Annotated in this window: 20 protein-coding genes; 9 read left to right on the forward strand and 11 right to left on the reverse strand. The window is 73.5% G+C overall.

Annotation, left to right across the window (positions count from 1 at the left end):
- The first annotated feature begins 76 nt into the window (after window positions 1-76).
- The gene (locus ABTY04_RS05840) at window positions 77-1,234 is read left to right on the forward strand and encodes an ROK family transcriptional regulator (protein ID WP_352212064.1); all 1,158 of its coding nucleotides are present in this window, start codon (window positions 77-79) and stop codon (window positions 1,232-1,234) included.
- 545 nt (window positions 1,235-1,779) lie between these two features.
- On the opposite strand, the gene ABTY04_RS05845 is transcribed toward ABTY04_RS05840, so the two are convergent.
- Complete coding sequence (locus ABTY04_RS05845; protein WP_352212065.1) at window positions 1,780-2,541, reverse strand: GntR family transcriptional regulator; 762 nt, start codon at window positions 2,539-2,541, stop codon at window positions 1,780-1,782.
- A gap of 297 nt (window positions 2,542-2,838) precedes the next feature.
- Between ABTY04_RS05845 and ABTY04_RS05850 the strand changes: the two genes are divergently transcribed.
- The 4 genes from ABTY04_RS05850 to ABTY04_RS05865 all read left to right on the forward strand — a co-directional run bounded on the left by ABTY04_RS05850 (window position 2,839) and on the right by ABTY04_RS05865 (window position 8,893).
- Window positions 2,839-3,690 (forward strand): alpha/beta fold hydrolase, encoded by an 852-nt coding sequence (locus ABTY04_RS05850; protein WP_352212066.1) that lies wholly within the window; start codon window positions 2,839-2,841, stop codon window positions 3,688-3,690.
- A gap of 115 nt (window positions 3,691-3,805) precedes the next feature.
- Complete coding sequence (locus ABTY04_RS05855; RefSeq protein WP_352212067.1) at window positions 3,806-5,392, forward strand: alkaline phosphatase D family protein; 1,587 nt, start codon at window positions 3,806-3,808, stop codon at window positions 5,390-5,392.
- A gap of 189 nt (window positions 5,393-5,581) precedes the next feature.
- Entirely contained in the window at window positions 5,582-7,024 is a 1,443-nt protein-coding gene (locus tag ABTY04_RS05860; protein WP_352212068.1) for a GNAT family N-acetyltransferase, read from the forward strand.
- A gap of 159 nt (window positions 7,025-7,183) precedes the next feature.
- Window positions 7,184-8,893 (forward strand): DUF885 domain-containing protein, encoded by a 1,710-nt coding sequence (locus ABTY04_RS05865; RefSeq protein ID WP_352212069.1) that lies wholly within the window; start codon window positions 7,184-7,186, stop codon window positions 8,891-8,893.
- Window positions 8,894-8,968: 75 nt separating this feature from the next.
- On the opposite strand, the gene ABTY04_RS05870 is transcribed toward ABTY04_RS05865, so the two are convergent.
- Window positions 8,969-9,487, reverse strand: coding sequence for a rhodanese-like domain-containing protein (locus ABTY04_RS05870; protein WP_352212070.1), 519 nt, complete (start codon window positions 9,485-9,487; stop codon window positions 8,969-8,971).
- A gap of 94 nt (window positions 9,488-9,581) precedes the next feature.
- On the opposite strand from ABTY04_RS05870, the gene ABTY04_RS05875 reads away from it, so the two are divergent.
- Window positions 9,582-10,028, forward strand: coding sequence for an Lrp/AsnC family transcriptional regulator (locus ABTY04_RS05875; RefSeq protein WP_352212071.1), 447 nt, complete (start codon window positions 9,582-9,584; stop codon window positions 10,026-10,028).
- On the opposite strand, the gene ABTY04_RS05880 is transcribed toward ABTY04_RS05875, so the two are convergent.
- From ABTY04_RS05880 to ABTY04_RS05890, 3 genes are all read right to left on the reverse strand, one after another.
- Window positions 10,018-13,029, reverse strand: a complete 3,012-nt coding sequence (locus ABTY04_RS05880; RefSeq protein ID WP_352212072.1) for an AAA family ATPase — start codon at window positions 13,027-13,029, stop codon at window positions 10,018-10,020. The genes ABTY04_RS05875 and ABTY04_RS05880 overlap by 11 nt on opposite strands.
- On the reverse strand, window positions 13,026-14,189 hold the full coding sequence (locus ABTY04_RS05885; protein WP_352212073.1) for an exonuclease SbcCD subunit D: 1,164 nt from the start codon (window positions 14,187-14,189) through the stop codon (window positions 13,026-13,028). Before ABTY04_RS05885 ends, ABTY04_RS05880 begins: the two co-directional genes overlap by 4 nt.
- 112 nt (window positions 14,190-14,301) lie before the next feature.
- The gene (locus ABTY04_RS05890) at window positions 14,302-14,928 is read right to left on the reverse strand and encodes a YigZ family protein (protein WP_352212074.1); all 627 of its coding nucleotides are present in this window, start codon (window positions 14,926-14,928) and stop codon (window positions 14,302-14,304) included.
- Window positions 14,929-15,012: 84 nt separating this feature from the next.
- On the opposite strand from ABTY04_RS05890, the gene ABTY04_RS05895 reads away from it, so the two are divergent.
- Entirely contained in the window at window positions 15,013-15,420 is a 408-nt protein-coding gene (locus tag ABTY04_RS05895) for a CoA-binding protein (RefSeq protein ID WP_352212075.1), read from the forward strand.
- A 50-nt stretch (window positions 15,421-15,470) separates the two neighbouring features.
- Here ABTY04_RS05895 and ABTY04_RS05900 read toward each other — a convergent pair whose 3' ends face one another.
- Window positions 15,471-16,067, reverse strand: a complete 597-nt coding sequence (locus tag ABTY04_RS05900; protein ID WP_352212160.1) for a helix-turn-helix domain-containing protein — start codon at window positions 16,065-16,067, stop codon at window positions 15,471-15,473.
- Window positions 16,068-16,196: 129 nt separating this feature from the next.
- Between ABTY04_RS05900 and ABTY04_RS05905 the strand changes: the two genes are divergently transcribed.
- Entirely contained in the window at window positions 16,197-17,063 is an 867-nt protein-coding gene (locus ABTY04_RS05905; RefSeq protein ID WP_352212076.1) for an EamA family transporter, read from the forward strand.
- A 40-nt stretch (window positions 17,064-17,103) separates the two neighbouring features.
- Here the strand turns inward: ABTY04_RS05905 and ABTY04_RS05910 are convergent, their stop codons facing one another.
- Window positions 17,104-17,904, reverse strand: a complete 801-nt coding sequence (locus tag ABTY04_RS05910; protein WP_352212077.1) for an acyltransferase — start codon at window positions 17,902-17,904, stop codon at window positions 17,104-17,106.
- A 147-nt stretch (window positions 17,905-18,051) separates the two neighbouring features.
- On the opposite strand from ABTY04_RS05910, the gene ABTY04_RS05915 reads away from it, so the two are divergent.
- The gene (locus tag ABTY04_RS05915; RefSeq protein ID WP_352212078.1) at window positions 18,052-18,603 is read left to right on the forward strand and encodes a gamma carbonic anhydrase family protein; all 552 of its coding nucleotides are present in this window, start codon (window positions 18,052-18,054) and stop codon (window positions 18,601-18,603) included.
- 45 nt (window positions 18,604-18,648) lie between these two features.
- On the opposite strand, the gene ABTY04_RS05920 is transcribed toward ABTY04_RS05915, so the two are convergent.
- From ABTY04_RS05920 to ABTY04_RS05935, 4 genes are all read right to left on the reverse strand, one after another.
- The gene (locus tag ABTY04_RS05920; RefSeq protein WP_352212079.1) at window positions 18,649-19,275 is read right to left on the reverse strand and encodes a DedA family protein; all 627 of its coding nucleotides are present in this window, start codon (window positions 19,273-19,275) and stop codon (window positions 18,649-18,651) included.
- A gap of 57 nt (window positions 19,276-19,332) precedes the next feature.
- The gene (locus tag ABTY04_RS05925; protein ID WP_352212080.1) at window positions 19,333-19,560 is read right to left on the reverse strand and encodes a hypothetical protein; all 228 of its coding nucleotides are present in this window, start codon (window positions 19,558-19,560) and stop codon (window positions 19,333-19,335) included.
- 96 nt (window positions 19,561-19,656) lie between these two features.
- Window positions 19,657-19,857: a DUF2191 domain-containing protein gene (locus ABTY04_RS05930; RefSeq protein ID WP_352212081.1), complete on the reverse strand. Its 201-nt coding sequence runs from the start codon at window positions 19,855-19,857 to the stop codon at window positions 19,657-19,659.
- Window positions 19,858-20,074: 217 nt separating this feature from the next.
- Complete coding sequence (locus ABTY04_RS05935) at window positions 20,075-20,527, reverse strand: DUF4442 domain-containing protein (protein ID WP_189973593.1); 453 nt, start codon at window positions 20,525-20,527, stop codon at window positions 20,075-20,077.
- Between the last annotated feature and the right edge of the window lie 39 nt (window positions 20,528-20,566).

Consider the following 20,566-nt stretch of genomic DNA (forward strand, 5'->3'; position numbering starts at 1 on the left):
GGGGGCTGCTTCTCGCAGCGATCGCGGGGGCGCAGTACGATCCGGCAGACAGGCTCGCCATCTGGGAGGACACACGTTGGGGCAGCTGACCGGCGGGGATCCCTCTCTGCTTCGGCGAATCAATTCGGCCGTGGTGCTGCGGGCACTGAGGGCGGCCGAATCGCCGACACTCACCGACCTCACCCGGGTGACCGGGTTGTCCCGGCCGACCGTCGAAGGGGTGGTCGAGGGGCTGGTCGGGACCGGGCTCGTCGTCGAGGCCGGCGCGGAGGAGGGTGCGCGGCGCCAGGGGCGACCGGCCAGACGCTACCGGTTCCGGGCCGAGGCGGGGCACCTCCTCGGCATCGAGATCGGCTCGCACCGGATCGCGGTGCTGCTGTCCGGGCTGGACGGGCGAGTGATCGGCGCCGGCACCAAGGACGTCGCCGAGACCGCGTCCGCGGACGAGCGGCTGGAGCGGGTACGGGCGGCGGTGGCCGATCTGCTCCGGCGCGCCGGCGTGCCCCGCGACTCGCTGCGCGCGGTCGGTGTCGGCAGCCCTGGGATCTTGGAGGCGGACGGCACCGTACGCCTCGGCACGGCTCTGCCCGGCTGGACCGGGCTGCCGCTCGGTGAGCGGCTGCGGCGCTCGTTCCGCTGCCCGGTGCAGGTGGAGAACGACGCCAATGCGGCCGCGGTCGCGGAGCATTGGAAGGGCGCCGCGCAGGACACCGACGACGTGGTGTTCGTGATGGCGGGGCTCAGCCCCGGCGCGGGTTCGCTGATCGGGGGACGGCTGCACCGCGGGTTCGGCGGGGCGGCCGGTGAGATCGGTGCCCTGCACCTGCTGGGCCGCGACGTCACGCCGGAGAAGCTGCTGTCCACGACGGGCGAACCGCTGCACCCGCTGGACGAGCAGGCGGTGGCCGAGGTGTTCGCGATGGCCCGGCGGGGCGACGAGCGGGCCGTTGCCGCGGTGGAGCGCTTCATCCAGCGGCTGGTGCACGATGTGGCGGCACTGGTCCTGGCCCTGGATCCGGAGCTGGTCGTGGTCGGGGGCTGGGCGGCCGGGCTGAACGGGGTCCTGGACCCCCTGCGACGGGAGCTGGAGCGCTACTGCCTGCGCCCCCCGCGGGTGGCACAGTCCCTGCTCGGCGAGGCCGCGGTGGCCACCGGAGCCCTCCGCTTGGCGCTGGACCACGTGGAGGAAGAGCTCTTCGCGGTGGAGAAGACGGTCACGACGCGGCGCCGCTGACGGGCGCGTCGAGTCGGGTTCCCGCGGCCGGCCGCCCGGGAGGGGCCAGGGACCACTGGCCACGCGCTGCGGGCTCTGAGCGCACCCGCGAAGCACGGGCCTCGTGCCGCGGGCCATAGACCGCGGGCCCCGGAGCGCAGGCCACGAACGACGGGCCACGGACCACAAGCCACGGTGCACGGGCGACGGCTACTGAGCGCAGCCCGCGAACCACCGGCCACGGAGCACAGGCCGCGAACGACGGGCCACAGGCCGCGGTGCACGGGCGACGGGCTACCTGAGCGCAGCCCGCGAACCACCGGCCACGGTGTAGAGGCCGCGGGCCACGGGCCACAGGCCGCGGTGCACGGGCCGTCGGCCGGGTCAGGCCGCGAGCCACGGGCCGTGGACCACGGGGCTCCGGACCGCCGTGCGCCGGACGGCGGAACGCCTGCAGGACCTGCAGAACTGTACGACGGGGCACGGCCATGCCCGAGAGACCCGTACGGCCCCGTCCCGGCAGGTGCCGGGCGGGGCCGTCGTGGTGCGGCGGGAAACCGCGGTGGTCAGGAGGCGGCGCGCGCCTCGTGCGCTATCTCCACGTCGCCCGCGTCGCCGAAGGTCAGGCGGCAGGTGTCCGCGCGGTACGTGGCGACCGAGACGGCGGCCGTTCCCGCGGCGGTGAAGTAACGGGTGGTGACCACGAGCACCGGGGCGCCCGGCAGCCGGTCCAGTTCCTTGGCGTCGTCGGCACGCGCCGAACCGAGCTCCACCGAGCGGTCCTGGCCGTCGAGGACGAGCCGCTGCAGCTCGCGCAGCACGGTGCGGGCGCGGGCGGGTCCGGCCGGGGCGTCGATGGCGGACAGGCCGGGCACGGAGGCGGCCGGCACGTAGAGCAGTTCGGCGGCGACGGCCTGGCCGTGGGAGACCCGGGTCCGGCGCACGGTGTGCACGGGCTGGTCGGCGGCGGCGCCGAGGAGCCCCAGGACGGCGGCGGACGGCAGGGCGGCGTCAGCCACGTCCACGACCTCCCAGCCGTCGGCGCTCTCGCCGGGCCAGCTGTGCCGCGTGCTGCCGACGGCCACGCCGACCCGCGGCGGGGCGACGGTGGTACCGACCCCGCGGCGGCGCTGCAGCCGGCCTTCGAGTTCGAGCTGTTCCAGGGCCTGCCGCAGGGTCGCGCGAGCGACTCCGAAACGGGCGGCGAGCTCACGTTCGTTCGGGAGGACCTCACCCACGGCGAAGTCCTGGTCGAGCGCCTCGCTGAGGACGGTCTTGAGGTGCCAGTACTTCGGTTCCGGCACCGTTTCGAGCTGCGTGGTCCCCACCCTGACTCCTCCTGCCATCGCTGCAATCGCCGTGTTCCAGCGGCAGTTCCGCGCCCTTGTTTATTAAAGGTTCCTGCACTATCCCTGCGACGATAGGACGGCGCACCCCCTTGGTCAAGACCAATCCTCACCCCTTACCGGGCAGATCGGGCATACGCATCAAGCCGTTCATGCGATGTTCTCGCTCGTCCCGACACACGCGCCGGAGGCTTGTCCCACCGGGCTACCGGACGGTAATCATGACGGTAGTCATTACTGACAGCCTGTCTTACACGCGTCCACCCGACGAGGAGCAGCATGACCGCCACGGTCTCCTTCCCGATCGAATCGCCGCTGGGCCCCCGCACCGCCACCGTCGCCTACGAACGCAAGGGCGCCGGCGCGCCGCTTCTCCTGCTGCATGGCATCGGCCACCATCTCCAGGCCTGGCACCCCGTGACCGACATCCTGGCCGCCGAACACGACGTGATCGCCGTCGACCTGCCCGGCTTCGGCGCCTCGGAGCCGCTGCCCGAGGGAGTCCCGTACGACCTGGAGACCTTCGTCCCCGCGCTCGGCGCGCTCTGCTCCGCCCTCGGCGTCGAGCGGCCGCACGTGGTCGGCAACTCCCTCGGCGGCCTCCTCGCGCTCGAAATGGGCCGGAGCAACCTGGTCCGCTCGGTCACGGCGCTCTCCCCCGCCGGCTTCTGGACCGAGGCCGAGCGCAAGTACGCCTTCGCCACCCTGCGCGCGATGCGCGTCGGCGCGCTCGCCCTGCCCCACTCCACCCTGGAGCGGCTCTCGCGCAGCGCCGCCGGCCGGGCCGCACTCACCGGCACCATCTACGCCCACCCCGCCCGCCGTTCACCGCAGGCCGTGGTCGCCGAGACCGTGGCCCTGCGCGAGGCCACCGGATTCGAGGAGACCCTGGCCGCGGGCCGCTCCGTACGTTTCACCTCGGACGTGCCCGGCCTGCCGGTCACCATCGCGTGGGGCTCCCGCGACCGGCTGCTCCTGCCCCGGCAGGGTGTACGCGCCAAGCACGCCGTCCCCGACGCCCGGCTGATCCGGCTCCGGGGATGCGGTCACGTCCCGATGAACGACGACCCGGCGCTGGTATCCCGTGTGGTTCTGGACACCGTACGGGCCACAACCGGCCAGAGTTGCTGAGCGGCTGACGGCTGTTCATCCACGGTTCCCTTGCGCGACGCGGGCGGGCCGGTGTACGGCGGCACACTGGTCCGACCCGTCCCCGCCGGCCCCTGGAGACGCTCCGATGACACCGATGCCGCACACCCGACGGTCCCTGCTCGGCGGTTCACTCGCCGTTCCGGTGGGCCTTGCCCTGTCCGGCGCAATCGCCGGACCCGCGATCGCCGCGCCCGCCACCGCCCCGGCGTTCACCCGCTCCGGCCGCCCCGGCGCGCCCTGGGGGCCCCAGTCCGGTGAGATCACCGCGCACTCGGCCACCATCTGGACGCGCTCCGACCGGCCGGCGCGGATGTACGTCGAGACCTCCCCGAGCGAATCGTTCCGCTACGGCGTCCGGCGCCACGGCGGCCCGTTCCTCGGCCCCGCCACCGACTTCACGGGCACCACCACCCTGCGCGACCTCCCGCCCGGGCAGCAGATCCACTACCGGGTGGTCCTGTCCGACCCGGACGACCCGCGCCGCACCGGCGAACCGGTCCACGGCACCTTCCGGACCACCCCCGTGTCCCGCCGCCACACCGTGCGCTTCCTGTGGTCGGGAGACCTCGCGGGCCAGGGCTGGGGCATCAACCCGGATCTCGGCGGCTACCGCGTCTTCGACGAGATGCGCCGGCTCGACCCCGACTTCTTCCTCTTCAGCGGGGACACGATCTACGCCGACGGGCCGATCCAGGCCTCGGTCCCGCTGCGCGACGGCAGCATCTGGCGCAATGTCACCACCGAGGAGAAGGCCAAGGTCGCCGAGACCCTCGACGAGTTCCGCGGGAACTTCCGCTACAACCTGCTCGATCGCAACCTGCGCGACTTCAACGCCCAGGTGCCGGTCCTCGCCCAGTGGGACGACCACGAGGTGCGCAACAACTGGTACCCCGGCCAGGTGATCGAGGACCCTCGCTACACCGTGCGGGACATCGACACCCTCGCCGCCCACGCCCGCCAGGCCTTCGGCGAGTACTTCCCCGTCACCGACCTCCGGGGCGGCCGCGCCGAGGGCCGGATGTACCGGGTGATGCGGTACGGGCCACTCCTCGACGTCTTCGTCCTCGACATGCGCACCTACCGGAACGTCAACTCCCCCGACCGCCAGACCGTGGACCCCATCGGCATCCTCGGGCAGGAACAGCTGGCCTGGCTCAAGCGCGAGCTGTCGCGCTCGCGCGCCACGTGGAAGGTCATCGCCTCCGACATGCCGCTGGGCATCGTCGTGGCCGACGGCACCGCGAACTTCGAGGCCGTGGCCCAGGGCGACCCGGGCGCGCCGCTCGGCCGCGAGCTGCAGATCGCCGAACTCCTGCGCCACATCAAGCACCAGCGCATCACGGGCACCCTCTGGCTCACCGCAGACGTGCACTACACGGCCGCGAACCACTACGCCCCCGAGCGGGCCGCCTTCACCGACTTCGCACCGTTCTGGGAGTTCGTCTCCGGTCCCGTCGGCGCGGGCGGGTTCCCGGCCGGCAAGCTCGACGCCACCTTCGGCCCCGAGACCGCGTACGTCCAGTCGGCCCCGCTGGCCAACATGTCACCGTCCGAGAACCCTCCGTACTACGGAGAGGTCGAGATCGACGGCGAGCGCGGGGAGCTCACCGTCCGGTTGCGACGCCAGGGAGGCGGCGTACTCTTCACCACGACGCTCCAGCCCGGGCGCGTGGGCCAGTAGGGACACCCCGGCACCCCGGCACCCCAGGACCCCGGGGCCGCACGGCTCCGGGCCGCACGGCTCTGGGGCCGCAGCACCCACACCCGCACCCGCACCGGAAAACAGGGCGAAATCGGCCAGACGGACACTTAACCAGTCGGTCACAGATCGTTCGTGATCACGCAACACCCCTGCGTCACAGTGGCATGCATGACTGAACGCAACCACGCCCCCGCACCCCGCCACCACCGCCACCACTGGCGCCGCGACATCGTCGAACTGGCCGCGCTGTTCTGCGCCGTCGCGGTCGCCGACGGCATCGCCAATCTCGTCGCGCACGGACCCAAGGGCCCGGTCCTGCTCATCGCCTCCGCCGTCGCACTCCTGGTCACGGCGGCGTTCCACACCTGGTGGGCACGCCGCCACAGCCATGCACCCCCGCCGCCGCCCGGCGCAGCGCCCTCCGATCCGGCCCCGGGCGCTGCGCCGGCCGAGTCCTCCTCGGAGACCGCGTCCGCCACCACCACCTCCCTGTGGCGGATGAGGACGACCGTACGGGACGAGCCCGGCAGCCTGGCCGCGATCTGCACCGCGCTGGCCCACCACGCCGTGGACATCCTGACCCTCCAGACCCACCCGCTCCCCGAGGGCGGCACCGTCGACGAGTTCCTGCTGCGCTCCCCGCAGAAGCTGCCCTCCGCCGACCTCGCCCGAGCCATCGCCGGAGCGGGCGGCCGCAGCACCTGGATCGAGCGTGCCGACGCGCACGACCTGGTCGACACTCCGACCCGCGTGCTGGGCCTGGCCACCCGCACCGCCCTGGACGCCGCCGAACTGCCCCTCGCGCTGCGCCAGCTGCTCGGCCGCTGCACCATCCACTCGATCCCGGCAACCACACTCTCCGGCCGCCCCAACGCGGGCGCCGACGCCCCGGTCGAGGGCGTCCTGGAGGCAACGGTGATGCGGCTGCGCGACCCCTCGGGCGGTGCCATCACCGTGGAGCGCCCCTATCTGCCCTTCACCCCGACCGAGTTCGCCCGGGCCCGCGCCCTCGTCGAGCTCGACGCCCGGCTCGGGCCGCGCGTCCCGCGCAGCCAGGACGTGCTGACCCTGCCCGAGGGCAACGAGATCACCGTGCGCCGCGCCGACGGCTCCGACCTCGCGGCCGCCCGCGCCATGCACGACCGCTGCTCCGAGCGCACCCTCGGCCTGCGCTACCACGGGCCCGTCGCCGACGCCGACCGCTACCTCGCCCATCTGCTGAGCCCCCGGTTCGGCCGCACCCTCGCCGCCACCACCGCGTCCGGCAAGCTCGTCGCCCTCGGCCACCTGCTGTGGGACGGGGACGAGACCGAGGTCGCGCTCCTGATCGAGGACGACTGGCAGCGCCGCGGAATAGGCTCCGAGCTGCTGGGCCGCCTGATCGCGATGGCCGTCGAGGCCGGCTGCGACAGCGTGTACGCCGTCACCCAGGCCGCCAACACCGGCATGGTCGCGGCCATGCGCGGCCTCGGCCTCCCCCTCGACTACCAGATCGAGGAGGGCACCTTGGTGATCACGGCCCGGCTGGACGCCACACCGGTCGTCTCCCGGGTTCCGTACGAGCTGCCCCGCGCGCAGCACCCGTACGGGCCGCAGCAGCACCGGCGCTGAGCCGGGCGCACCGGAATCCGGCCGGGGCGGCGGGAAGTCGCCCCGGCCGGACCGGTGATGGTGCCGGTGCGGGAGCCCGGTCCGCCGCTCCCCTGCACGTCAGGAGGCTGACAGCGAACGGTGATGACGCGGGGGCGTCCCCCGTACGAAGATGGCCGCATGTCAGAGACCCTTCGCAGCGACAGTGCTTCCCGGCTGCCCCGCCAGGTCGCCGACGCATACGTCGACGACCTCATCGCCATCGACCCGATCACGGGCACCTATCTCGGTGTCGCCGCGAGCTCCAGCCGGCTCCCGGACTTCTCCCCGGCCGGCCGCGCGGCCGCCGCCGACCTGTCCCGCTCCACCCTCGCCCGCCTCGACGCCGCCGAGCGGCTGCCCGGCGCGGACAGCGACGCCGAGCGCCGCTGCGCCCGCCTGCTGCGTGAGCGCCTCACCGCCGAACTCGCGGTGTACGAGGCGGACGAGGACCTGCGGGCCGTCAGCAACATCCACTCGCCCGCGCACGCCGTCCGCGACGTCTTCACCCTGACCCCGGCCGACACGGACGAGGAATGGGCCGCGATCGCCGAGCGGCTGCGCGTGGTACCCGCCGCCCTCGCCGGCTACCGCGAGAGCCTCGCACTCGGTCTGGACCGCGGCCTGTACGGAGGTCCGCGCGCCACCGCCACCTTCATCGGCCAGCTCACCACCTGGGCGGGCGAGGACGACGACAGCGACGGCCAGGGCTTCTTCGGCGAATTCGCGTCCCGCGGCCCGGATGCGCAGCGCGCCGGGCTGGAGGAGGCGGCCGCCGGTGCGACGGCGGCCGTGGCCGGGCTCCGCGACTGGATGCGCGACGTGTACGCGCCCGCCGTGGCCGACGCTCCGGACCCGGTGGGCCGCGAGCGCTACGCCCGCTGGTCGCGGTACTTCAACGGCACGGACCTGGACCTGGACGAGGCGTACGCCTACGGCTGGTCGGAGTACCACCGGCTGCTCTCCGAGATGAAGACCGAGGCGGCCAAGATCCTGCCGGGCGCGGGCCCTTGGGAGGCGCTGGGGCACCTCGACCAGCACGGCACCCACATCGAGGGCGTCGAGGAGGTCCAGGCCTGGCTGCAGGGGATCATGGACGAGGCCATCGAGAACCTGGACGGCACCCACTTCGAGCTCGCCGAGCGTGTGAAGCGGGTGGAGTCCATGATCGCCCCGCCGGGCGGCGCGGCGGCCCCGTACTACACCAACCCCTCGGAGGACTTCTCCCGCCCGGGGCGCACCTGGCTGCCGACGATGGGCCAGACCCGCTTCCCGGTGTACGACCTGGTCTCCACCTGGTACCACGAGGGCGTTCCGGGCCACCACCTGCAGCTCGCGCAGTGGGCTCACGTCGCGGACCAGCTCTCCCGCTACCAGGCCAGCGTCGGCCTCGTCAGCGCCAACGTCGAGGGCTGGGCGCTGTACGCTGAGCGCCTGATGGACGAGCTGGGCTACCTCAAGGACGCCGAGCAGCGCCTGGGTTACCTGGACTGCCAGATGATGCGTGCCGCGCGGGTCATCGTGGACATCGGCATGCACCTGGGGCTGGAGATCCCGGCGGACTCGCCGTTCCACCCGGGCGAGCGCTGGACGGTGGACCTGGCGCAGGAATTCTTCGGCCTGCACAGCGGCCGGCCGGCGGACTTCATCGAGAGCGAGCTGACCCGCTACCTGTCGATGCCGGGACAGGCGATCGGCTACAAGCTGGGCGAGCGGGCCTGGCTGCTCGGGCGGGACAACGCCCGCGCCGCGCACGGCGACTCCTTCGATCTGAAGGCGTGGCACATGGCGGCGCTGTCGCAGGGCTCGCTGGGCCTGGACGACCTGGTGGACGAGCTGTCGAAGCTCTGATCAGGGGCAGCCATGCGTACGGGCCGCTCGTCTCCTGCGCGGAGCGAGCGGCCCGTACGGTGTTCCGGCGCGGCTTCAGCAGCCGCAGTCGTCGGAGTCGGTCGGCGCGGTCAGCGGGTCCGCCTCGGCGCGCTGCCGGCCGCCCTGCCAGGTCTCGACCTCGAAGCCCTCGCGGATCCAGTACTCGATGCCGCCGAGCATCTCCTTGACCTGGAATCCGAGCTGGGCCAGGGCGAGGGCGGAGCGGGTGCCTCCGTTGCAGCCGGGACCCCAGCAGTACGTGACGACCGGAACGGCCTTGTCGAGGAGCCGCTCGGCCTGCTCCGGGATGAGGGCCGTCGGGAGGTGGATCGCGCCGGGTACGTGGGCCTGGTCCCAGGCCGGGGTCGAGCGGGAGTCGATCAGCTGGAAGCCGAGTTCGGCGCCCTGCTCGCGGTGGGCCTTGAAGGCGGCGGCGACATCGGAGACATCCGCGTGGAAGGCGAGGCTCGCGGCGAAGTAGGCGGCGGCCGCGGCCGGGGTGGCCGGGGGGACCCGGAGTACCGGGTTGGCGGTGGCAGCGGCCTGGGCGGCGGTGTTCTGTGTCGTCGTCATGGCTCAGAATCTACGAGCCACTGATCATCTCCGGAAGTGCCTTTCCCCGGCCTTCCTCTTGTTCGGCCGGGGATTCCCCTGCTACATCTGCACCATGACCGATTATTCCCCTGACGCCACCGACTGGCGCATCCTGACGGCCCTCCAGGAGGACGGCCGGGCCAGCTTCGCCGAACTCGCGCGCGCCGTCTCCATGTCCGCGAGCGCGGTCACCGAGCGGGTGCGCCGCCTGGAGGAGGCGGGCGTGATCACCGGGTACACCGCCGTGGTGGATCCGGAGAAACTGGGCAAGTCCATCCTGGCGCTGGTCCGGCTGCGCTATCCGCACGGCAACTACAAGCCGTTCCACGACCTGCTGGAGGCCACCCCGGAGATCCTGGAGGCCCATCACGTCACGGGCGACGACTGCTTCGTGCTCAAGGTCGCCGCCCGCTCGATGAAGCACCTGGAGGAGGTCGCCGGCCGGATAGCCGGCCTCGGCGCCGTCACCACCAGCATCGTGTACTCCTCGCCGCTGTCCCGCCGCCCGCTCAGTCCCTGAGGGCAGCGGTGCGGTGGCGCACCACCGAGCCGCCGCGCTGCTTGACGATCTCCAACTGGGCCTGGACGCGGGTCCGCAGGTCGGCGACGTGGCTCACGATGCCGACGCTGCGGTCCCGTTCGCGCAGCGAGTCCAGTACGTCGAGCACCTCGTCGAGCGCCTGGTCGTCGAGGCTGCCGAAGCCCTCGTCGATGAACAGGGTGTCGAGGCGCATGCCGCCCGCCTCGTCGGTGACCACGTCGGCCAGGCCGAGGGCCAGGGCGAGCGAGGCGAAGAAGGTCTCGCCGCCCGACAGGGTGGCCGTGTCCCGCTCGCTGCCGGTCCATGCGTCCACCACGTGCAGCCCGAGGCCGGAACGCCCGCGTCCACCGGCCCTGGCGTCGGAGTGCACGAGCGTGTAGCGGCCGCCCGACATCCGCAGCAGCCGAACCGTCGCGGCAGCTGCGACCTGCTCCAGGCGGGCGGCCAGGACGTACGCCTCCAGCCGCATCTTGCGCTCGTTGTCCGCGGAGGTGCCCGCGGTGAGCCCGGCCAGCCGGGCCACCCGGTCGTACGCCTCGCGCAGCGGGCCCAGCGCCCGCAGCTCCTGCTCCGCCTGCCGGGACAGCCGGTCCAGCTCCGCGCAGCGCACCCGGGCGGCGTCGAAGGCCGATCCCGCCGTGCGCAGCCGGGCCGCGGCCCGCTCGGCGCCGGCTTCGGCGGTGTCCGGGGCGGCAGGGGGCAGGGCCGCCGCGGCGGCGGTGTCGCGTTCGCCGCGCCGGTCGGCGAGCATGGCCTCCTCGGCCTGCCAGGCGTCCAGCCGGTGCTGGAGCGCGCTGCGCTCGTAGTCCGGGAGGACCGCGTCGGCGGCGGCCTCGGTGGTGTCGAAGCCGGCCTTGAAGGCGGCGTCGGCGAGCTGGTCGTCGGCCTCCTTGAGCCGGGCGGCGGTGACCTCGGCCCGGCGCAGCGCCGCGGCGGCGCCGGTGACCATCCGGACCCGGTCCTCCAGGATCCGGGCGCGGGCCGCGACCGTGGGCGCGTCGCCCCGTACGAGGGCCAGCTCGGCCTCCAGAGAGGCCTGCTCCTGGTCCAGGGCCTCGCGCCGGGAGGCCCTGCCCGCGGCCCGGCGCTCCGCGTCGAGCCGGTCGGAGCTGCGTACGGCGTGCTCCCGTTCGGCGCGGGCGAGGTGCTCCCGGGCCGCGTGCAGCCCGGCGGCCGCGGCGTGGGCGGCGGCGTGCCGGGAGCTCAGGTCCGAGGTCAACGCGAGGAGTTCCGCGGTGGTGGCCTCCCCGGCGGCGGCCGCGGCCTCGGCCCGGGCCTCCTGGACGGCGGCGCGTTTGCGCTCGACGGCGGCCCTGCGCTCCTCGGCCTGCTCGTAGCGGGCGTGGGCGGCGTCCTCGGCGGCCCGGTCCACGTGCCCGGGCGCCGGGCGCGCCGGAGCAGGGTGCTCCGCCGATCCGCACACCGTGCACGCCTCCCCCGCCACCAGCGCCTCGGCGAGCTCGGCGGCGATCCCGCGCAGCCGGGCTTCCTTGAGCTCCAGCCAGCGCTCCCGGGCGGCGGTCGACTCCTCGCGTACGGAGAGCAGTTCGCCCTCGGCCCGCTGCGCGTCGGCATCCAGCGCATCCCGGCGGCGGGCCGCATTCAGGTGCAGGCGGGCCGGCTCCAGCCGCCCCGCGAGCTGTTCGGCCAGTGTCGCGGCCTGCTGGGCGGCGTCCACCCGCTCGGCCAGTGCGGTCCGGGTGGCCTCCCAGCGGGCGAGCCAGTCGGCGGACTCCCGCAGCTGCTCCTCGGCGTCGCGGGCCTCGCGCTCCAGGGTGGCCCGCTCGCGGCCGATCTCGGCGCTGCGCTGCTCGGACCGCTGGGCGGCGCCGAGCGCGCCGAGGTCCTCGCGCAGCCGCTGCTCCACGGCGGACAGCTGCTCGGTGCCCGCCTCGGCGAGGGCCGGCGGGAGCTGCGAGCGGGCGGCGGCCTCGGCGTGGGCTGCGGACAGGTGGGCTGCGGACGCGGCACCGCGCAGTTCCAGTGCGGGGGCCACCAGCGCGCCCCGGCGGGCCCCGTCGAGCAGGGCGCGGACCCGCTCCTGTTCGGGCTCCGCCTCGGCGAGCAGGGCGGCCCGCCGGAGCGTCTCGGCGTGCCGGCGCTGGAGGCGGTCGAGCTCGCGCGCCTCCTCGGCGGCCCGCCGGGCGGCTGCGTGCCGGCTCTCGACGGCCGCCAGCGCGTACTCGGCGACCGTCAGCTGCTCCCGGGCCGCACAGCGTGCGACGGCGGCCCAGGCCCGGATCGCCCCGGCCAGCCCGGGATCGCCCGGCTGGTGCCCGGGCAGCGGCCAGGCCCGCAGGTCGGCGCTGTCCCCGGCGGCCTGGGCGAGCCGCTGGGCCGTGCCGAGCACCTTCTCGTCGCCGGCCCGGACCTTGGCCTCGGCGGCGCGGCGGCGCTCGGCGAGGAGCGCTTCGACGGCGGCGAAGCGGCGGGTGTCGAAGAGCCGGCCCAGCAGCCGGCCCCGCGCTGCCTCGTCGGCCCGCAGGAACCGGGCGAACTCGCCCTGTGGCAGGAGCACGACCTGGCAGAACTGCTCGCGGCTCATGCCGAGCAGCTGCTCGATCTCCTCGCCGATCTCCTGATGGGAACGGCTGAGCGCGAGCCAGCGTTCCCCGTCGTACTCGCGCAGCCAGCTCTGCGCCTTGTCCTTGGTGGTGCCGGTGCCGCGCTTCTTCGGCCGGTCCTGCTCGGGGCGCCGGGTGATCTCCAGGCGCCGCCCGCCCGCGGTGAGTTCGAGGGTGACCTCGGTCGGGGTCCCGGCATCGGCGTGGTCGCTGCGCAGCGTGGTGCCCGGGGCCTGGCGGGAGCCGGGCACCGATCCGTACAGGGCGTAGCAGACGGCGTCGAGGACGGACGTCTTGCCCGCGCCGGTGGGGCCGTGGAGCAGGAAGATCCCGGCGCCGGACAGTGCGTCGAAGTCGATCTGCTGGGGTTCGGCGAAGGGCCCGAAGGCGGTGATCCTGAGCCGGTGCAGCCTCATCGGCGGGCCTCCTGCCGGCTGTCGTCCGCCCGTACGTCCTCGAAGGCGCCCCGAAGCACGGCTCGTTCGGCCTCGTCCGCGACGCCGCCGCGCACGTGCGCGACGAAGTCCTCGGCGATCTCCTGGTCGCTGCGCCCCTTGAGGCGCTGGGCGTACGACGCTCCGCCGTCCTCCTCGCGGCCCTCGGGGTCGAAGGCGAGGCTGAGGGTGTGCGGGAAGCGGGCGGTGAGCCGGGCCATTGGATCCTCGGGCCGGACCGGGTCGGTGAGGGTGGCCTCGATCCAGGAGTTCTCGTACACGGCGTACGAGGACTCCTCCAGCAGCGCTTCGAGGCGCCCCCGGAGCCGGGCGAGCGGACGCGGCACGGGGGTGTCGACGCGCTCGGCGGTGATCTCACCGGCCGCGCCGAGTTCGATCAGCCACATGCTCTTGCGGTGGTCGGCCTCGGAGAAGGAGTAGGCGAGCGGGGAACCGGAGTAGCGGACCCGTTCGTTGATCGTCTGACAGCCGTGGAGGTGGCCGAGGGCAGCGTAGTCCACCCCGTCGAAGACGGAGGCGGGCACGGCCTCGACCCCGCCGACGGCGATGTCGCGCTCGCTGTCGCTGGCCTGCCCGCCGGTGACGAAGGCGTGGGCGAGGACGACGGAGCGGGTGCCGGGGGCCCGGTCGGCGAGATCGGCCCGGACGAGGTCCATGGCCGCGCCCAGCACGGCCTCGTGGCTCGCCTTCTCCGCGCCGAACCGGTCCTTGACCAGGGCGGGCTCGAGGTACGGCAGTCCGTACAGGGCCACGTCGCCGTGTACGTCGGCCAGCACCACGGGGTCGGCGCAGCCCTCGGGGTCGGTCCGCAGGTGGATCCCGGCCCGGCCGATCAGCCCGGCGCCGACGCCGAGCCGGCGGGCGGAGTCGTGGTTCCCGGAGATCATCACGGTGGGGACGCCGAGGTCGGCGAGCCGGTGCAGGGCCCGGTCGTACAGTTCGACGGCGGGCAGCGGGGGCACGGCCCGGTCGTAGACGTCGCCTGCGACGAGGACGGCGTCGACCTCGTGCTCGCGGACGGTCTCGACCAGGTGGTCGACGAAGGCGGCCTGGGCCCCGAGCAGGTTCACGCGGTGGAAGGACCGGCCGAGATGCCAGTCGGAGGTGTGCAGGAGCCTCACTCGCCGGCCCCGCCGGACGTCTCTCCGCACATGTTCTTCCGTCCCCCTGGTGGTCTCCCGCTCGCTGAACCCCTCTACGCTAACGCGTCGCCGGGAGCCGCAGGTCTCGTCCTCAGGACGCGTAGGTCTCCCCGCCGAGGGTGAGGGTGGCACTGCCGGCCGTGCTGTCGGCGAGCCAGGCCTCGAAGGCGGGCAGGTCCGCCTCCGGCAGGGCGACCTCGATCTCGACGGCGGCCCCGTAGCGCAGGTCCACCACGGTCCGGCCGGTGGAGCGCAGGTCGTTCTGGGTCTTGCCGGCCCGCTGGTGGTCCACGGTGACGGTGGCCAGCCGGTAGCGGCGACGGGTGAGGGTGCCGAGCGCGTCGAGGGCCTCGCCGACGACACCGCCGTAGGCCCGGATCAGGCCGCCGGCACCGAGCTTCACGCCGCCGTAGTAGCGGGTGACGACCGCCACCGCGTACCGGATGTCGCGGCGCATCAGCATCTGGAGCATGGGCACCCCGGCGGTGCCGCCGGGCTCGCCGTCGTCGCTGGCCTTCTGGACGGAGGCGTCGGCCCCGATGACGTACGCGAAGCAGTTGTGCGTGGCGGTGGGGTGCTCCTTGCGGATGCGCGCGATGAACTCCTGCGCCTCCTGCTCGGTCGCGGCGGGCGCGAGCGAGCACAGGAAGCGCGAGCGGTTGATCTCGGACTCGTGCGCACCTTCGCGGGCCACCGTCACGTACTGGTCTGACTTCACCGCTCCACCCTACGGGGAATCGGACATGCGTCCTTTCGGTTGATCCCGGGTGGAAGGCAGCGAAGGCAACAGGAGGCGGCACCCGTGTACGGCGACCCGGCAACCATCCGCAAGATCCTCACCGAGCTCGGCGACACCTGGGCCGTGGTCGGCCTGTCCAACAACCGGGACCGCGCGGCCTACGGCGTGGCCCGCACGCTCCAGAGGTTCGGCAAGCGGGTGGTCCCCGTCCACCCGAAGGCGGAGACGGTGCACGGCGAGCAGGGGTACGCCTCGCTCGCGGAGATCCCGTTCAAGGTGGACGTGGTGGACGTCTTCGTGAACGAGACCCTCGCCGGGGCGGTCGCCGACGAGGCCGTGGCCGCGGGGGCGGACGCCGTCTGGTTCCAGCTGGATGTGATCGACGAGGCCGCCTTCGCCCGGACCCGCGAGGCGGGCCTGGAGATGGTGATGGACCGCTGCCCCGCCATCGAGATCCCGGCGCTGCGGTAGTCGGCGGCGCCGCGGGCCGCCGTCCCGGCGTCGGCCCGCGGCGCCGTCCGTCAGTGCTGTACCGGTGCCTCGCGCCCGGTCATCGGCGGGACCGACACCGCGAGGGTCATCTCCATCGGCACGGAGCCGTCGTTGCGGTAGGCGTGCGCGAGGTTCGCCTCGAAGGTGGCGGCGGCCCCGGCGGGCACCCGGAACTCCTCGGAACCCACGACCAGCGTCAGCTCACCCGCCGTGACGTGCAGCATCTCGATGGTGCCGGAGGGGTGCGGGGCGGACTCCGTGGCTTCTCCGGGCACGAGGTACCAGGTCCACAGTTCCATCGGGCCGCGTTCGTCCGTGCCGATCAGCAGCGTCGTGGAACTGCCGGCGTCGGTGGACCAGATCCGGGCGGATTCCGCCGGGAGCACGATCCTGACCTGCGAGCCGCGGTCGTAGTCGAGGAGCGTGGAGATGCTGACGCCGAGTGCGTCGGCCAGCCGCACGGTGGTGCCCACGCTGGGGTTGGTCCGGGCCTGCTCGATCTGGACGATCATGCCGCGGCTGACACCGGACCGTGCCGCCAGCCCGTCCAGTGTGAAACCGCGCTCACCGCGCCAGCGCTTGAGGTTCGCTGCCAGCGACTGTGTGAGCTTTTCCAGGTCCGCCACGGAGTCCGGCTCCCTTCGCTTCGACATTCAGTCCAATATTCTGACTGGCTTGGTTAAAGATATTGAACTAACGTACAGGATAGCCAACTACACTTCACCGTTCACTGCACTGTACTGCGAGGCCCCGTCATGACCGCCCTCTTCGCCCTGGCCACAGCCGCGCTATGGGGCCTCGCCGACTTCGGCGGCGGGCTGCTGACCCGCCGGCTGCCGGCACTCACGGTGGTCGTCGTCTCCCAGATCCTCGCCGTCGTCGCACTCGGTGCGGTCGTCCTGGGCACCGGGGCCTGGCGGGAGGCCGGACCGCAGCTGTGGTTCGCGGTCGCCGCCGGCCTGGTCGGGCCGGTCGCCATGCTCAGCTTCTACAAGGCACTGGCCCTCGGGCCGATGGGCGTGGTCTCGCCGCTGGGCTCGCTGGGGGTGGTCGTGCCCGTCGCGGCGGGGCTGGCACTGGGCGAACGGCCCGGACTCGGCCAGTTCGCGGGGATCGCGGTGGCCGTCGTGGGCATCGTCCTCGCGGGCGGCCCGGAGCTGCGCGGTGCGCCCGTACAGCGGCGGGCCGTGATGCTCACCCTGACCGCCGCCTTCGGGTTCGGCGCGGTGATGGCCCTGATCGCGCACGCCTCCGACAGCATCACCGGGCTCTTCCTCGCCCTGTTCGTCCAGCGGGTCACCAACGTGGCCGCGGGCGGCGCGGCCCTGTGGGCCGGGACCCGGCGCGGCACCCCCGCGCTGCCGGCGGGGACGAGCCCCCGGATCCTGTGGGGGCTCCTGCCCGCGCTGGCCTTCGTCGGCCTGGCCGACGTCGCGGCGAACGGCACGTACTCCATCGCCGCCCAGAACGGTCCTGTGACCGTGGCCGCCGTGCTGTCCTCGCTCTACCCGGTCATCACCGCGCTCGCCGCCTTCGTCGTGCTCAAGGAGCGGCTGCGGACCGTCCAGGCGGCCGGCGCCGGCCTGGCCCTCGCGGGTACGGTCCTGCTCGCGGCGGGCTAGCCGGTCCGGCAGTCCGGGCGGGTCAAGCGGTCCGGGCGGGCTACGCCCGCTCTACGGCCGAGACCGTCCCGGCCGCCCCGGGAGTACGCCGCTCCGCCTCCGCCTCGGCTTCGGCCAGCTGTGCCACCGCGCGCAGCTGCTCCGGCGTCACCCCCTCCGGGATCGGCACCGGCGCCGGGGTCCGCAGCGGCGGCTGCCAGCCCGTCTCCGGCTGCCAGCGCCGGACGATCCGCGCGGGAGCCCCGGCGACCACGGCGTGGTCCGGTACCTCGCCCCGTACGACGGCCCCCGCCGCCACCACCACGTTGCGGCCCAGCCGGGCCCCCGGCAGGATCACCGAGCCCGTGCCGAGCCAGCAGCCCGGGCCTATCTCCACCGGGGCGCTGCGCGGCCACTGCCTGCCGACCGGCTCGTGCGGATCGTCGTAGCTGTGGTTCGTGGAGGTGATGTACACCCCGGGCCCGCAGAAGGTGTCGTTCCCGATGGTGATCCGGGTGTCGGCTATGACATGGGTGTCCCGGCCGAGCACGACGCCGTTGCCGAGGATCAGCACCGGCTCGGTCCCGAGGTCGAGGCCGGGCATCATCCCGGCGGTCAGCGTGACCTGCTCGGCGATGATGCAGTGGTCGCCGAGGCGTATCCACGGCTCGCCGAAGACCGTGCCCTGGGGGAAGGCGAGGCGGGTGCCGTGCCCGATCGCGCCGAAGCGCAGCCGCCCGGGGGTCTGCGCGGTGAGCGCACCCGCCTGCTGCATCCAGCGCCAGCCGGCGTGCACCGCGCGGTTGGCGAGCCTGCGGCGCAGGGCCGTCAGGGATGAGAACGTGTTCTGGTTCTTCGGCACCGGGCCACCGTAACGCGCCGGGCGCCCCGAGCGCGCCGTGATCTTCACCCCATCGCCGGTCGCAGGGGGTGCGTGCCCTACCGTGCCGGTAGCGCGGCACGACACGACATGGCACGGCACGGCAGACACAGGACTGAGGAACAGAACATGACGTATCACGCGGCCCAGGGCCAGGCACTCGTCGCGGGCGTGGGCGGCAAGAGCCCGCAGATCGACCCCACGGCCTTCACCGCGCCGACCTCGGTCGTGGTCGGCGACGTCACGATGGCCCCGGGCGCGAGCATCTGGTACTCGGCGGTGCTGCGCGCCGACTGCGGCCCGATCTCGCTCGGCGCGGACAGCAACGTGCAGGACAACTGCACGCTGCACGTCGACCCCGGGTTCCCGGTCTCCATCGGCGAGCGCGTCTCCATCGGCCACAACGCGGTGGTGCACGGCTGCACGGTCGAGGACGACTGCCTGATCGGGATGGGCGCCACCGTCCTCAACGGCGCAGTGATCGGTGCCGGCTCGCTGGTCGCCGCGCAAGCGCTGGTCCCGCAGGGCATGGTGGTCCCGCCCGGTTCGCTGGTCGCGGGCGTGCCGGCCAAGGTGCGGCGCGAGCTGACCGACGAAGAGCGCGAGGGCATCAAGGTGAACGCCCTCATGTACGCGGACCTGGCCCAGCAGCACCGCGCCGCCGTCCAGCCCCCGCAGTAGCCGTACGGCCCGCGGCCGGAGGGGATCCGGCCGCGCGGCGGCCGGCTACTCGGCCGCGGCCGCGGCTGCGGCCGCCTTCTTCATGCGGCTGCGCAGGACCATCGTCACCGTGAGGCCGATCAGCAGGGCCACCACGAGGGCGACCCAGGAGAATCCCTTCAGCCACGGCTCCGCGACGATGCCGATGGAGTAGATGACGGCCGTGGTGCCGCCGGCCCAGACGATTCCGCCGAGGACGTTCGCGATCAGGAACCGCCAGTACGGCATGTGCAGCACGCCCGCCAGGGGACCGGCGAAGATCCGCAGCAGGGCCACGAACCGCCCGAAGAAGACGGCCCACATGCCCCACTTCTCGAAGGAGCGTTCCGCCTGGGCGACGTGCTCCGGCCCGAAGTGCCGGGGGAAGCGCCGGCCCAGCCGCTCCAGCAGCGGCTTGCCGCCCCTGCGTCCGATCGCGTAGCCGATCGAATCGCCGACGATCGCCCCGGTGGACGCGCAGATCCCCAGGACCACGGGGTCGATCTCGCCGTGCTGCGAGGCCAGCAGCGCCGCGCTGACCAGGATGATCTCTCCCGGCAGTGGGATGCCGAGGCTCTCCAGCCCGATGACCAGACCCACCAGGAGATAGATGCTGACCGCCGGAATCGTCTCCAGCCATTCCTGGATGTGCACCGGTACGTCCTCCCGAATCACGGCGGCGCGTCCCCTGTGACACGCCGAACGGGCAGCCTATCTGCTCTTCACCACAGCCTTTGCCCTCAGGTGGAGTTCACGGGAGGAACGGCCCGCGAACACTTCACGACGGCCTGAACCCAGCACCCAGGCGTGCCGTTCCACGCCCCCGATGGGGATGCCGGCGGTGGCCGCCGCGCCCTCCTGGCCCGGGCAGTACACCTGGAGGACCGCTCCGGTACGGGAGAGCCACGGCATGGTCGTACCGGAGGAGGTGTCGGGCACGACCGGCAGGAGCGGCCCGCGCCGGACCGCTCCCGCACCCACTGTGCGCCGCCGGCCGGACGGGCCCGCTCGGACGCGCCACCGCTGCACGGAGGTTCAGCCCTGCGGCGGCGGCTCCAGGGCGTCGGCGTCGCGGCGGGGCCCGTACTGCGCCTGCACGCGCGCCTCGGTGCGGTGCCCGCGCGCGATGTAGTCCCGTACGACGGCCTCCACCGCGTCCTGGGGCGAACCGATCCCGGCGAGGACCATCACTTCCACCACGAGCTCGGCGTCGAGACTGATGTCGACCTTGGCCACAGCCACCTCCTGTCCGTCGCCCGGGGACTCTAGCCGTCCGCCGCACCCGGCGGCACCGGTATGCAACTCCCCATGCCCCGGCGCGCATCGCCGCGGCACGCCCGGCGCGGCCCGGCACCCGTCTGCATCCGCGTCCGGCGCCGGCAGAAAACACGGAACCCGCCCGGGACGGCGGTTTCCCTCGTCCTCGGGCGGGTTCTCGGCCTGCGGCGGCCAGCTACGCGTTGGGGCGCAGCGTCCACACAACGGTCATCTCGCCCGTCACGGCCTCGTCCTCGCGCTGGATGGCGATGGTGACGGGGAACTCGGGGCGGCCGCCCGCGTCGAGTTCGGCGACGACCTCGGCGGCCGGGCGGCCGAGGGTGGCGGTGGCCGTCACGACGCCCTTGGCGAGCTTCTTGTAACCGATCTCGGCCTTGACGGCGAGGGGCACCGCGCGCGAGAGCTGGTCGCCGAAGGCGGCCAGGACGATCGCGCCGCTCGCGGACTCGGCGAGGGTGAACATGGCGCCGGCGTGCGGGCCGCCCACGTGGTTGTGGTAGTCGGGCTGGTCCGGCAGCCGTACGACCGCGCGCTCGGGGGTGGTCTCCAGGAACTGGAGATTCAGGGTCCGGGCCATCGGCACCGTCGCGGCGAGCAGTTCGCCCACGTTCATCTGATCTGCGCTCATGAAACGCGATGTTACCCGTGAGTAGATGCGCTTGGCCAG

It is taken from the genome of Streptomyces sp. NPDC097981, assembly GCF_040302565.1.
GTDB lineage: Bacteria > Actinomycetota > Actinomycetes > Streptomycetales > Streptomycetaceae > Streptomyces.

Bases quoted from the DNA above. Each gene is read 5' to 3' on its own strand.
- ABTY04_RS05850 (WP_352212066.1), top strand. From the start codon at position 2,839: ATGACCGCCACGGTCTCCTTCCCGATCGAATCGCCGCTGGGCCCCCGC.
- ABTY04_RS05855 (WP_352212067.1), top strand. From the start codon at position 3,806: ATGCCGCACACCCGACGGTCCCTGCTCGGCGGTTCACTCGCCGTTCCG.
- ABTY04_RS05860 (WP_352212068.1), top strand. From the start codon at position 5,582: ATGACTGAACGCAACCACGCCCCCGCACCCCGCCACCACCGCCACCAC.
- ABTY04_RS05865 (WP_352212069.1), top strand. From the start codon at position 7,184: ATGTCAGAGACCCTTCGCAGCGACAGTGCTTCCCGGCTGCCCCGCCAG.
- ABTY04_RS05870 (WP_352212070.1), bottom strand. From the start codon at position 9,487: ATGACGACGACACAGAACACCGCCGCCCAGGCCGCTGCCACCGCCAAC.
- ABTY04_RS05875 (WP_352212071.1), top strand. From the start codon at position 9,582: ATGACCGATTATTCCCCTGACGCCACCGACTGGCGCATCCTGACGGCC.
- ABTY04_RS05880 (WP_352212072.1), bottom strand. From the start codon at position 13,029: ATGAGGCTGCACCGGCTCAGGATCACCGCCTTCGGGCCCTTCGCCGAA.
- ABTY04_RS05905 (WP_352212076.1), top strand. From the start codon at position 16,197: ATGACCGCCCTCTTCGCCCTGGCCACAGCCGCGCTATGGGGCCTCGCC.
- ABTY04_RS05915 (WP_352212078.1), top strand. From the start codon at position 18,052: ATGACGTATCACGCGGCCCAGGGCCAGGCACTCGTCGCGGGCGTGGGC.
- ABTY04_RS05935 (WP_189973593.1), bottom strand. From the start codon at position 20,527: ATGAGCGCAGATCAGATGAACGTGGGCGAACTGCTCGCCGCGACGGTG.